Source organism: Vibrio sp. ABG19 (assembly GCF_029962385.1).
Taxonomy (GTDB): domain Bacteria; phylum Pseudomonadota; class Gammaproteobacteria; order Enterobacterales; family Vibrionaceae; genus Vibrio; species Vibrio ostreae.
In genome coordinates, this window is record NZ_CP071708.1 from 2,977,193 (window position 1) to 2,989,901 (window position 12,709).

14 protein-coding genes are annotated in these 12,709 nt (G+C 51.3%); 4 read left to right on the plus strand and 10 right to left on the minus strand.

What is annotated here, in order from left to right; all coding sequences use genetic code 11:
- The first annotated feature begins 293 nt into the window (after positions 1–293).
- Positions 294–1,010 carry a glycerophosphoryl diester phosphodiesterase gene (locus J0X00_RS19755; RefSeq protein ID WP_282477547.1) on the plus strand — a complete coding sequence of 239 codons (717 nt, stop codon included), beginning with the start codon at positions 294–296 and terminating at the stop codon, positions 1,008–1,010.
- Positions 1,011–1,047: 37 nt separating this feature from the next.
- Here J0X00_RS19755 and J0X00_RS19760 read toward each other — a convergent pair whose 3' ends face one another.
- Positions 1,048–1,518, minus strand: coding sequence for a YhcH/YjgK/YiaL family protein (locus tag J0X00_RS19760; protein ID WP_282477548.1), 471 nt, complete (start codon positions 1,516–1,518; stop codon positions 1,048–1,050).
- Positions 1,519–1,679: 161 nt separating this feature from the next.
- On the opposite strand from J0X00_RS19760, the gene J0X00_RS19765 reads away from it, so the two are divergent.
- Positions 1,680–2,531, plus strand: coding sequence for a CPBP family intramembrane glutamic endopeptidase (locus tag J0X00_RS19765; RefSeq protein WP_282477549.1), 852 nt, complete (start codon positions 1,680–1,682; stop codon positions 2,529–2,531).
- Between the two features lie 9 nt (positions 2,532–2,540).
- On the opposite strand, the gene J0X00_RS19770 is transcribed toward J0X00_RS19765, so the two are convergent.
- The 7 genes from J0X00_RS19770 to J0X00_RS19800 all read right to left on the minus strand — a co-directional run bounded on the left by J0X00_RS19770 (position 2,541) and on the right by J0X00_RS19800 (position 9,620).
- On the minus strand, positions 2,541–3,146 hold the full coding sequence (locus J0X00_RS19770) for a DedA family protein (protein ID WP_282477550.1): 606 nt from the start codon (positions 3,144–3,146) through the stop codon (positions 2,541–2,543).
- Between the two features lie 71 nt (positions 3,147–3,217).
- Positions 3,218–3,865, minus strand: a complete 648-nt coding sequence (maiA, locus tag J0X00_RS19775; protein ID WP_282478330.1) for a maleylacetoacetate isomerase — start codon at positions 3,863–3,865, stop codon at positions 3,218–3,220.
- Positions 3,865–4,914, minus strand: coding sequence for a fumarylacetoacetate hydrolase family protein (locus tag J0X00_RS19780; protein WP_282477551.1), 1,050 nt, complete (start codon positions 4,912–4,914; stop codon positions 3,865–3,867). Before J0X00_RS19780 ends, maiA begins: the two co-directional genes overlap by 1 nt.
- An 8-nt stretch (positions 4,915–4,922) precedes the next feature.
- Complete coding sequence (locus J0X00_RS19785) at positions 4,923–6,059, minus strand: homogentisate 1,2-dioxygenase (RefSeq protein ID WP_136486649.1); 1,137 nt, start codon at positions 6,057–6,059, stop codon at positions 4,923–4,925.
- The gene (gene hppD / locus J0X00_RS19790) at positions 6,052–7,206 is read right to left on the minus strand and encodes a 4-hydroxyphenylpyruvate dioxygenase (RefSeq protein ID WP_282477552.1); all 1,155 of its coding nucleotides are present in this window, start codon (positions 7,204–7,206) and stop codon (positions 6,052–6,054) included. The genes J0X00_RS19785 and hppD overlap by 8 nt, the downstream gene beginning before the upstream one ends.
- 457 nt (positions 7,207–7,663) lie before the next feature.
- Entirely contained in the window at positions 7,664–9,106 is a 1,443-nt protein-coding gene (locus tag J0X00_RS19795) for an NUDIX domain-containing protein (RefSeq protein WP_282477553.1), read from the minus strand.
- A 31-nt stretch (positions 9,107–9,137) separates the two neighbouring features.
- On the minus strand, positions 9,138–9,620 hold the full coding sequence (locus tag J0X00_RS19800) for a GNAT family N-acetyltransferase (protein WP_136486336.1): 483 nt from the start codon (positions 9,618–9,620) through the stop codon (positions 9,138–9,140).
- Between the two features lie 336 nt (positions 9,621–9,956).
- On the opposite strand from J0X00_RS19800, the gene J0X00_RS19805 reads away from it, so the two are divergent.
- Positions 9,957–10,310, plus strand: coding sequence for a DUF805 domain-containing protein (locus J0X00_RS19805; protein WP_282477554.1), 354 nt, complete (start codon positions 9,957–9,959; stop codon positions 10,308–10,310).
- 34 nt (positions 10,311–10,344) lie between these two features.
- Entirely contained in the window at positions 10,345–10,962 is a 618-nt protein-coding gene (locus J0X00_RS19810) for an HAD family phosphatase (RefSeq protein WP_282477555.1), read from the plus strand.
- 60 nt (positions 10,963–11,022) lie between these two features.
- Here J0X00_RS19810 and J0X00_RS19815 read toward each other — a convergent pair whose 3' ends face one another.
- Both J0X00_RS19815 and J0X00_RS19820 read right to left on the minus strand, forming a co-directional pair.
- On the minus strand, positions 11,023–11,784 hold the full coding sequence (locus J0X00_RS19815; protein WP_282477556.1) for a DUF3307 domain-containing protein: 762 nt from the start codon (positions 11,782–11,784) through the stop codon (positions 11,023–11,025).
- Positions 11,777–12,427 carry a hypothetical protein gene (locus J0X00_RS19820; protein WP_282477557.1) on the minus strand — a complete coding sequence of 217 codons (651 nt, stop codon included), beginning with the start codon at positions 12,425–12,427 and terminating at the stop codon, positions 11,777–11,779. Before J0X00_RS19820 ends, J0X00_RS19815 begins: the two co-directional genes overlap by 8 nt.
- Positions 12,428–12,709 lie beyond the last annotated feature (282 nt).

Genomic DNA, 12,709 nt, shown 5'->3' on the forward strand with positions numbered 1-12,709 from the left:
ATTGCGCCTTGATAGTTCATCACAACAAACAAATGCGCCAAACTAGTGCACTCTTTGTGAAGCCAGCTGCTTCTCACGTCTGTCACTAAATATGTCAGTGGTTGCTGAATCAGATGCGAGTTGTTGTAGTGAGTGTAGTGCCGGTACGGTTAAGTTTCACTTTGCACATAAGGGAATAGCGCCATATTTTTTCTTTTTTCAGCCAATGGCTTATCAAGAATCTGTTGCAGACAAACACGCGCAGCAGCGCTATGCTGCAAACAGCGGATTTTGGATATGAAGGAAGAAAGAGAATGCCAATCATTGTAGGCCACCGCGGCGTGGCCGGAAGTTACCCGGAAAACACCCGGGTCAGCGTACAGGCTGCCATCGACCTGAAACTGGACTGGGTCGAAATCGATGTGCAGCCAACCAAAGATAATGTGCTGGTGGTCTGTCACGACCATACCATTAACCGCTGCAGCAACGGCAAAGGCCGGATTGATGCGTACACACTGGCTGAATTACGTCAGTTTGATTTTGGCAGTTGGTTCTCCTCCGAATTTCAGGGCGAACCAATCATGACGCTGGCCGAATTGCTGGAACTGGCCCATGCCTATCAGCTAGGGTTAAATATTGAGGTTAAGGTTGATCGCCACGACGCAAGCGAAGTCGCTGCACAGTTAAAACGGCAACTCGATAGCAGCCCAATGCCCGCAGAGCAGCTCTTACTATCCAGTTTCAGTCACGATATCATTCGCGAGTTGCATCAGCACTGCCCCGGCTACCGTCTCGGGGTGCTGACCGAAAGGCTGTCTGCCAAAGACAAAGCCCTGTTACAAGAAGTGGCAGCATTCAGTGCCAACCTCAATTACCGCTGGGTAAATCAGGCACACATTGATTATTTACGCCAGCAGGGTTACCAGATCTGGTGTTACACCGTAAACGATGCGACTAAGTTTAGTTATCTTGACCAGGTCGATGCCATCTTTAGTGACTGGCCTGCCCGCTTCTTACACCCGGCGCGCTAATCTGGTCAGCCCCGACAATTGTGCAGCGGGGCTTAGCTCAAAAGAACAAAGCTTTGTCCACTTTGATGACCACTTTGCGGATCGGCATCGGCTGATCATCGGTGGCAATCAGCGGACGATGAGGCTGGCCGGGATAAAAGATCACAAAGTCGCCGGCTTCCACGTCGACAAAACGCTCCTTGCTCTGCTGTTTACTGAACGCAATATCCCTTTGTTCCAGACGATCGTCATCTAATCCATCAAACGGAGTGACGCCGTAACCGAATGTTTCTTTGCCTTGCAACAGAATTTGCACGTCGAGATAACGGCGGTGGCATTCAGCGATGCGCTCATCACGCAATTGGGTGTGGTCATGGGTAACAAAGAAAAACGCGGCATCACCCTCAAGTTCGTAGCGGCCGTCTTCTATCGGCGATTGCAGACGCTCAGCCACCCGTTGAATCCATTGTTTGAGCGCTGGTGACAGTGACTGGGTAAACTCAAGTTGTGACAAATGACCAATAAACACAAATCTATTCCTTTGTTTGTTGTGACTGGCTCTTATAGTACTCCTATTCACAAAGGGGAAAAGAACTATTTAAAACGACGGTTCAAAATAACAACAGACGAAGTCAATATTCATTCAACCACTGATCTTTACGACCAATAGCCAGCGGAGACATATCGCGCATGGAATGGATTCAAGTCAGCCATTTATGGATCTGGGCCTTATTCGGTCTTGCCATTATTGCCGCCTTAATGAGTTTCTACTACCGCACCTTGCGACCAGTCAGCCTGGGATTAATGCTCGTCACCTTGCTGAGCGCGCTAGTGAGCGGACAAATAACCTTGCAGGCCTTAGTCTACAGTGCCGTAGGTTTGGGAGGCGCTTTTCTGCTGCCGCGCTTTAACCGTGATGTGAAAAAGCTCGCCTGGGTATTCCTGCTGCTGTGGTGTACAGCATTGCTGCTGCACTCGGTACCCGGCTTTAACAACATACTGGTGCTGGACAAAGTACACACCGGACCAGACAGCCTGCCGTTCACCCTCTATCTCAATCTGGATAAACCTTTGGTGTTTTTTGCCCTCTGGCTGGCACAGTCCGGATTACTTGGCGACCATCATCAGCGTATCCGGCCAGTTACCTGGCTTATCCTGCCTGGCCTGCTGGCTCTGCTGCCGCTCGCCTGGGCGGTTGGAGCCGTCCAACCGGAATGGAGTGTGCCGGACTGGCTGTGGCTATTTGTCCTCAACAATTTACTCATCACCTGTGTGGTGGAAGAAGCGCTGTTTCGTGGTGTAATCCAGCATTGGCTGATTAAGATATTCGGCTCTGCCGGCGGAATTGTGCTAGCCGGAGCCTTGTTTGGCCTCGCACATATGGCCGGAGGCGCAATGCTGGTGCTATTTGCTGCACTGGCCGGAACAGGTTATGGCCTGGCGTATTATTTCAGCCATCGGCTATGGATAGCGATTGGCTTTCATTTCCTGTTTAATCTGACCCATTTAGTGCTGTTCACCTACCCGGCTGCCGCCGGATAGCGGCGAGTTTCAGGGCTGATGACGATCCCGCGTTGCAGCTGAGGCCTCACTTTGAGAGGCTTTACGTCGCCTGATCCGATGGCGATACAACCAGGCCAGCATCCCAACCAGAACGATTGCGCCGAAGGCCTGCAGTTCATAATGTTTGATATCGCCAAGAATCACTTCAATCGTATTGCCGAACAGATAGCCCAAGACACCGACCACACAAGCCCAAATCGCGGCACCGATGATGTTAAACAACAGAAAACGGGTCGGTTTAACTGAACTGGCGCCAACCAGAAACGGGGTAACGCTGCGCAAACCATACAGAAATCGGAAACCCAGGATCAAAAGCACCTGATGTTTATCCAGCAGATCGAGTACCCGCTGAGATTTCGCTTGCCAGTGCGGCCTTTTCATCAGCGCCTGTTTGCCTTTATAGCGGCCAATATAATAATAGAGCTGGTCTCCCAGCAAACTGCCGCAGAACGCACATACAATAACCCAGGGTAATTCCAGATAACTTCGGTGCGCGGCAAACCCGCCCAGCACCAGTACCGTTTCCCCTTCAAAGAAAGTCCCGACCGCAATCGCTATGTAGCCGTAATCCGCAATAAGTTGTTCAAGAGACATACAATTACTCAACCAGACTGATAGGCTTACGTTAATCCAACTGCGCGCCGGCGACAATCTTTAGCAGGCAATTATTCGCTGTCTGGTTGCTGCTCCGGTGCGGCGCGCGCAAATCCGGGAATGCGCCGCAACCGCTCGGTAATGCGCTGAATTTGCGGATATTCCTGCATCGGCACATGAAAACGCTCCGCGTTATACACTTGCGGCACCAGACATACGTCCGCCAGTGACAAAGTATCACCGACACAATACTGGCCGCTGCGGCGCAGCAGTTTCTGCTCAAAGGCGGTAAACCCGACCTGAATCCAGTGCCGATACCAGGCATCTTTCTGCTCTTCACTGACCGTAAGATGCTGACGCAGATACTGCAAAACACGCAGATTGTTAAGAGGATGGATATCAGAGGCGATATCCTGCGCCAGGGATAAGACCTGATATTTATCGTGCCCTGCAGCCGGAATCATCGGCATCTGCGGGTAGACATCGTCAAGGTATTCGATGATCGCCAGCGATTGTGACAGGGTAATGTCGCCGTCCGTCAGCACCGGCACCAACTCACTCGGATTGAGCTGATGAAAAGCATCGCTGTGCTGCTCACCGCCATTTCTGACCAGGTGAACCGGCGACATCTGATAGTTCAGCCCTTTCAGGTTCAGCACGATACGCACCCGATAGGCCGCCGAAGAGCGCCAGTAACCATATAAGGTGATATTAGTCATCATAGGTCCCCTTCGGTATAGTCACCTTCCGGTACATAACGCACCACACGTTGCTCTATGGTGCCAAACAAATCGTCGCCGTTGCGGCTCTCCATCCGTATCATCACTTTGTCGCCAAAGCGCATAAATGAGGTAGAAGGTTCACCATCACGAATGGTCTCGATCATACGGACTTCAGCGATGCAGGAGTAACCCACGCCACCTTCCGCAATCGCCGTTCCGTAGTCCGTGCCCTGTTTGTTGGAAACTGTACCGGAGCCGATGATCGTACCGGCACTGAGCGGCCGGGTTTTGGCGGCATGAGCAATCAGCTGTGGAAATTCAAACGTCATATCCACTCCGGCATTAGGGCAGCCGAACGCTTCATTGTTGTATTGAGTGAGCAGCGGCAGCGTTACTTTACCGCCATCCCAGTCCGGGCCGAGCTCATCGGGCGTAATCGCGACCGGTGAAAAGGCCGACGAAGGTTTGGACTGGAAAAAGCCAAAGCCTTTACCCAGCTCTGCCGGAATCAAACTGCGCAGCGACACATCATTGACCAGCATCAGCAGACGTATCGAATCTGCCGCCTGTTGCGGCGGCGTACCCATCGCCACATCACCGGTAATGATGGCGACCTCACCTTCAAAATCAATGCCCCACTCTTCGCTGGCCATACGAATTTCATCCCGCGGGCCTAAAAACGCATCGGATCCGCCCTGATACATCAGTGGGTCGCTCCAGAAACTGGGCGGCATTTCAGCGCCACGCGCCTTGCGCACCAGTTCAACATGGTTAACGTATGCAGAGCCGTCTGCCCACTGATAGGCACGCGGCAAAGGAGATTCGCACCGGGTTTGATCAAACGGCATCACGCCTGGCATGTCGCCCAGCAGCGCATTCAGCTCAACATAAACTGCCTCCAGCAATGGCTGACATTGCGACCAGTTATCCAGCGCCTGTTGCAACGTTGCCGCCACCTCACAAACAGCAACACAATGGTTCAAATCACGGCTGACCACCACCAACATGCCATCACGGGTATGATTTTTTAATGTCGCGAGTTTCATGAAGACTCCTATTCTGCTGCCTGCTTCCAACTGTAGACGTAATCCGGGTTTTCCACCTGCTGTGCCGCCTGGCTAAACTGCAGTGCGTGGCGGGCATCAATCATCACAGCCACTTCATCGGTAAAGGTTTTTTTATGCTCACGCCCGGCCTGAAAGGCTTTCGGATGCGGGCCATGAGTGAAACCGGCCGGGTGAAACGTCACCATACCGGCTTCAATATTGTCGCGGCTGAAAAAGTCTCCGGCGTGATAAAACAGCACCTCGTCATAGTCATCATTATTGTGATAGAACGGCACTTTAAGCGCGCCCGGATCACTTTCAATCGGACGCGGCACAAAGGTACACACCACAAATCCGTCACCGACAAAAGTGGTATGCGCCGATGGCGGTAAATGGTAACGATGCGACATCAGCGGCCGGATATCGCGCCAGTTGAGGCGCACCACCGCCAAATCACCATGCCAGCCAACCGCATCCAGCGGATTAAACGGATAAGTGATGACACTGACCTGTTCATGGCGTTTGACCTGCACCTGGGTCGTCGTTTCGCTGTACTGCGCTTTAAACGCCTCATCAATCGCCGGGACGTCCAGTACCGCCGGGTCAAACACGGCATGATTACCGACAATGCCTTTTTCCGGCAGTGAATAGGCCGCATCGCTGTTTTCAATCATGAGTAAAAACAGCGGCTGAGTCGGCTCCAGACGCCAGTTGGTTGAGCGCGGGATCATCACATAATCCCCTTCACGAATCGTGAGGTGACCATAATCGCAAAACAGTTCAGCTTGGCCCTGATGGACAAACAGCAGCTCATCCCCGTCCGCATTACGAACCAGACCCGGCATCGCCTGAGCGAGTTTCCACACCCGAATCTTCACATCATGGTTGTGCAGCAGATGCGGCACAAACCACGGACAGAGCTGAGACGCCTGCGCAACCTGGTTAAAATTAAACGCGCGCGGGCGTAACTCGCCTTGCCACTCGCTCCAGCCGGTGGGTGCATGTTGATGATGAAAATGGGCCGCCGGCCCAAAGAAACCGCTGCGTCCCGCTTCACGCTCATAAATCGCATCATCGGGAAAATCGGCATGCGCCTGTTTAGAACAGGTGCCTTCCCGGTGCGGAAAGGTGATCCATTTATGCATCATCAAGTACCCCGCGACGAATTTGATCTTCTTCGATCGACTCAAACAGTGCCTTGAAATTCCCTTCGCCAAAACCTTCATTCCCTTTACGCTGGATGATTTCAAAGAACACCGGCCCGATAACGGTTTGAGTAAAAATCTGCAGCAGAATGCCGTCTTTCATCGGCGCGCCGTCAATCAGGATGCGCAGCGCTTTAAGCTGTTCCAGATCTTCACCGTGCCCAGCCACCCGCTCATCAACTTTTTCATAATAGGTATCCGGGGTCGGCATAAAGTCCATCCCCCGCTCGCGCAACATGCGTACCGTGTGGTAAATATCATCGCTGCTCAGCGCGATGTGCTGGATCCCTTCGCCGTTGTATTCGCGGATAAACTCCTCGATCTGCGATTTGTCATCCGAAGACTCATTAATCGGAATCCGAATCTTGCCGCACGGCGCGGTCATGGCGCGACTGACCAGGCCGGTTAGTTTGCCTTCGATATCAAAATAGCGGATTTCGCGAAAGTTACCGATACGCTCATAGAAGCCAGCCCAGGTATCCATGTGGCCCTGTTTAACGTTATGGGTTAGATGATCAATCTCGAGCAGGCCGACGTTGGCATTCACCAGACGAATTTTGGCATCGGGATAAAACTGGAAATCGACATCATAAATACTGCGGTCACCATAACGGTCAACAAAATAGAGCAGGCTCTCACCGATGCCATAAATGGCCGGAATACTGAGCTCCATCGGGCCTATCTCGGTTTTATATTCCTGGCCACCATTTTGTAACGCATGCTCAAGTGCCTGGCCGGCATCTTTGACCCGAAATGCCATACCGCATACCGACGGACCGTGCACTTTGGCAAACGCCTCCGCCTGACTACGCGGCTGAGCATTGACGATGAAATTGATGTCGCCCTGGCGGTACAACCAGGCCCGTTTCGAGCGATGCTTGGCGATTTCGGCAAAACCCAGCGCAGAAAACAGGGCTTTCAGCTGCTCAATCCCGACCGAATCGGCAGCGGTATACTCAACAAATTCAAACCCGTCGGTGCCGAGCGGATTTGCCAATGCGTGATGAGCGCTCAGCGGCACCTGGTTATGGTTGTGGTTATGGCTATCTTCGGGTTGATTCGTTTGCGCATGAACGTGGGCAGTCATGTTCGTCTCCTAACGTACTGTTACATCCAGTTGTTAACAATATGTTATAAAGCTGCATCATTAACGACGAAAAGGAAACTGTGACGCGACGGAAAGCAATTTTGTCCGCCGGTGTTTGAGGTGTAATTTTTTCGGTACAGAGCGGTAACATCACCAGCGCAGCGATGAAGAAATGCATTTAAACGAAAAAACACCAACCTATGTAACTGAATTAGATGATTTATTTTCCCGCCTGTAACAAGCACACCTATCTGCACTGGCCATTGCCATAAGTACAGATTTTCGTACACAGGCACAAACTCGGGACATAGTCGCAACCGTCACGCTAATCAGATGAAAAGGCAGTGAACAATGACAACAGACAGAAGTGAAAACAGACAGAAAAGCCCGGTTAACTCAACCGGGCTTGCGGAGAGGTATCGAACGTCTGAGCTCAAAGAGCATCATGGTGAAGCGCTCAGGCCACTTTTACCGCAGGCCTGAGTTTAATGGTGCGCACCATCAGACAAAACAGCCCAATCAGCAGCGGCTGACGCAGCAGATCAATCACCAGCGAAAGCATACCGCTGGATGAAACAAACGTCGCGGCATAGTTCACCAGGTAATGACCAGCCAGCAAAACCACACTCATCAGCAATGCCTGACGCAAGGAGATCTCCTCCATCTTCGGCATTACCGTCATCACAATCAGAGTGAGCAGCGCCAGTATCACTAACCAGGCACCAAATACCGGCATTTGCCACCAGAAAGCAACGGCGGCACTGACTGCGGTCAATCCCAGCCAAACCCGGCGCGAACTGAGCAACTTATCGACATTGATGTTCGGCTTTTCGTTAAGGCGCACAATATGCCAGGCAACCAGAGCACCTAACATCGCACCGACAATCATATCGACCATGAATGCCCGGCCGGAATAGAACAGCGAGAATGCCAGACAAAGCGCGGAAACGCCCAGTGCAGCACTGCTTTTATTCCAGCCCAGCTTTTCGTTATCCAGCAACCACAAAATGCCCAAGCTGACCCACACTGCAATCGGTAAGCTTGGAAAGCCATAACCGGAGCTCTCCACCAGTTGCAACGATGGCAGATAAGCATAAGGACGCGGTAACACAAATCCTTGCTGCGCAATCAGGCAGATCAGCGAGGTTACTGCGACAGAAAAGAAGGCCTTAAAGCAAAATGCCTTACCACTTTGCCAATACAGGAGTGGGAACAGCAATAATCCAAAAGCCGGTGAAGCGAACGCTCCACCAAGCAGGATCAAGCGCGAGATGAACTGGCTAACAGGGGCTGATAATTCCGCAATTGAGTATTGCAGAGCACTGATCCAGCCAAGCTCATACTGGGAAATCGCGGGGGCAGCTTTGATCAAATCAGGCACCGAATTGATTGACTGCTCTGTTGCCGAAGCAAACATTTTTTCTATTTCAGGCCATTCTTCGGGATAACGGTAGTTACCCGTATCAACCCGCTGAGGTTGAATCAACATCGCACGTGCGACCTCAATGCCATAGTGCGGCGCATACCAGACCGGCAGTTCAAAACCGCCCCACTGATTAATATACTGATAGGTAATAATGTCTGAATCGCTGACACAATCAAAAACCGCGGCTTTACCTGCATAACCAAGTAACTGGCCAACCGACACGACGAGGCCGGTTTCCTCCCAGGTTTCACGCTGCGCTGCCTCAGCAGGTGTTTCACCCGATGTGATTGTTCCGCCCGGTAAAGAGAGTTGTTTGGTAATAAGCTCATCGATAAGCACGACCTTATCGTCGGCGCGCACCAGACACAATGCGCCTTTCAGATCGGCAGGCGCCTGAGGAGCGGCATAAGAATACATTGACATCATCAATGTAAGAATGAAAGTGATGCCAAGTAGTGACAATCGTTTGTTCACTTTAATCAACCTGTTGTTTGCAGAGCTTAACCTAACGGCGACGCGCTGATTTTCTCAGCCAATGAATATGGTGGGTAAATCCTGCGTCCTGATAAAAGAGTTGCGCTTCCTTATTAAACTCCCAGACTTCAACAAATATCTCTGTCACGCCGTAGTCGATAAAGGTCTGTTCAAGACGTTCCATCAACCCACGCGCCACGCCCTTTTGGCGAAACTCGGGCCTCACATACAGCTCATCAATACTGCCCATCTGCAATGGCTTGCTGACCGAAGAGGTCAACTCACAAAAATGGCCGGTAATAAACCCGGCCACCTCGTCGTTGATACGTGCGACATACACCAAGCAATCAGGATTATCGAGATAACGCGCGATACTTTTTTCCTGTTCGACTTCTTCTGCGGTCTTAAAATACTCAGGGCAAGCGATGTGATGTTCATGATGCAAATCGAACATCAATTGGTTGAGAATTTCTAAATCGGCTGGTTTAGCTGCAGACAATGCAAGCGTGGTCATGGCTGTGACAATTATAATTGGAGTCGTTGCACAATTTTATAAGATTGGCCGTTAAAAAGCACCTTAGTAACTTGGTTTTTACCAGAAAGCTTGTCAGCCCGACGTTATTGACTATTTAAATCAATAGGTTGCTCATTATGCCCTGAATGATATAAATTTTTTCCGGTTCATTTTGCTCATTTTCCCGGCGTTTAAAGCCCTGGATCCACGCCCACCTGGCTAATGCAGGTTGAGTTTTAAGGTATCATTTTTACATTTCATATAATTGGGTTGCAGTTTGAGCCCGGTTATCACACTCTGATCAGCAGACCAAAGTGCAACCAAAGAGGAATGAGCATGGACTGGTATATCGCAGTACTCAGAAAATACGCCGTGTTTAACGGCCGGGCACGACGACAAGAATATTGGATGTTTTTCCTGTTCAACCTGCTGTTTACGCTTGCCGCAGGTTTGATTGATCGCTTTTTAGGCACCTCGTTAATCGGCGGTTTGTACAGCCTGTTTATCCTGCTGCCAAGCGTCGCGGTGCTGGTGCGCCGTTTACATGACATCGGCCGCACTGGTTGGTGGGTATTACTGAGTGTGATCCCTGTGATTGGCGTTGTGGTTCTGCTGTTTTTTGCCGCCAGCGAAGGCATGCACGGTGACAACGAATATGGCCCGGATCCCAAGGCGGGTCACACATTCTAATTTAAAACTGATCTTGGTGTAATAAGGAGTCGGAATGAAACCACAACCTATTGAGAATGTCGTATTCGATGTCGGTAACGTGATTGTGCGCTGGTCACCGCCGGAGATCGCCCGCCTCGCCTTCGGCGAAGAAAAGTTTTGTGAATCCTTAGTGCGCTCCATCTTTAAATCGCAGACCTGGATGGATCTCAATATCGGTGTCATTACCGAAACCGAGGCCAAAGAGCAGTATCAGCTCAACCTTGGTTTATCTGAACTTGAGTGCCAACGCCTGTTTTACTACGTCAAACAGACCCAGATCCTGCTGTTCGGAACGGTGGATTTAATCAAGCGTGTCAAAGCGGCCGGTTATGGCGTGTATGCCCTGACCGATAACGTGCGTGAAGTGGTCGACTACCTCAAAACCACCTACGACTTCTGGTCGCTATTCGACGGTGCCACCATCTCCGCTCAGGTCGGTTGCCTTAAGCCGCAGCCCGCCATTTACCACGCTCTGCTGGCGCAAAACGGCCTGAGAGCAGAGTCCACGGTGTTCATCGATGACATGCCCAACAACGTGCGCGGCGCGCAGGCCGTCGGTATCAGCGCCATTCAGTTTGAGAATGCCGAACAATGTCAACGGGAACTCAGAGCTTTGGGCTTAGAGATTTAATCCGTCATTGATTGATCAGGGCACAGTCTGTGCCCTGCTCTTAGACAGCCCGACTCAGAGTCACTTAATTTTTACATCCAGCCCGAGAGAAACCAAAGTACCGACCAGCGTGGTGATCACAACCGACACTAACGAGCCGATCAGAACATATTCCGCCATGCTGCGATCAGCCGATTTATTGAGTTCACCAAAGCGGAATATCGACTTGGCCGCCAGGACAAAACCAACCGCGGCGTAACTGCCAAGCAGAGTAAAGGTCAGGATCAGCAAGCGTTCTAAATAGCCAATCAACTCGCCACCCGCGACCAGTCCGCTGACATTGCCCTCTTCTTCATCCGATACCGCAATCGGATACTTACTCAGAATCAAACCAATCAGCACCGACGTCGGTTTCAGGATCAGCAGATAAGCAAACAACACCATCACCCCATCGGCAAACTGCTCATGGCGCACAATCGCCTGCAGGGTCACACTGTCGGTCATGTAAAAAGCCATTGCTGCCAGCAGCGCGGCGTGCCACATCTGGTCGAAAACAAAGTAACCGAACTTATCGCCATGACGCGGGGTGAATCTTATCCAGCCAATCACCACGTGACTGAATGTAGTCAGCCCGGCCAGGCTCAGAACCAAAGACCAGTCTGAACTGTGTGCCATGGCCGGAATGATCAACACCAATCCATGCAGCAAAGCATGCCAATATAACGCCGCTGAGCGGTAACCGCGTTCACGTTTGGCCGCTATGCAGCGCTTGGGCAGCAGATAGAATTCGCACAGGATATGCGCCAGAAGAAACGGCACCCAAGCCGTGAAGAAATCAGCCACGTTGGTACTCCTTGACTTCGCTGATAAAACGTTCGTTCAGTTCACTGAGCAACGTCCAGCCGGACGCCTTGAGTGATTTGCTTGCGGTCGCCGTGGCGATATCAAGCTGTTCAGCCAGTTCGCTCACTGTCAGCCCGTCTTCGGTAATCAGCATCGGCAGCAGCACTTCACACTGGCGCGCGGTTAACTCACTCAGCTGGCGGTCGAGATACTTAAACAGCAGCGAGAACTGATCAGTCAGTGCGCTGCTGTCGGAATGAAACACCAGGCGGTCATTTTTGAGCGCTTTCAAACCGCGCCCGGACAACACAAACGCCTGCCCCATGGATTCAGACACCGCCTCACGCAGATCCGCTTTGGCCGCAATGGCAAAACTGATGCGGCTGTCAAACGGCTTACCGAGCGCTTTAATCCCAACCCGGTACAAGATGGTATAGCGCAGCGCCTGCTCGATATCGCGCACCACACTCTGGAACTCATCACCGCGCTCAATACTGTGCGCGTTATCTGCGCCACCAGCGGTGATCCATTGTTGTATCTGTTTGATTTGTTTAAGCAACTGCTCAAACTGCTCTGAACTGAGCTTGGTTGAATTGACGACATCACCGATGATCACGGCAATGGCTTGATCGGTCGACTCCACGCGAACACTCCTTTTTTCACCTGGAGTTAATTTAGCTATTTTTGGCTAAATGTGCAAATTTAGCTTTTTATGGCTAATTGTGGGGTTTTGGTGGTTTGTGGCTAAGATCTGCTTTTGACGGGAGTGTCTCGCGCCGTCTTATATTGAAGTGCATTTGTATGTCCCGCTTTTACTTTCTCGATATCTTAAGCTTGGTGCAAGCGGGCCGGTCCCTCTTTGTCTTGATTCCTCATAAACAAAGAGCGAGGAACCAGAAAGGCGCTTTGTTCTTTGGCGCTGCCC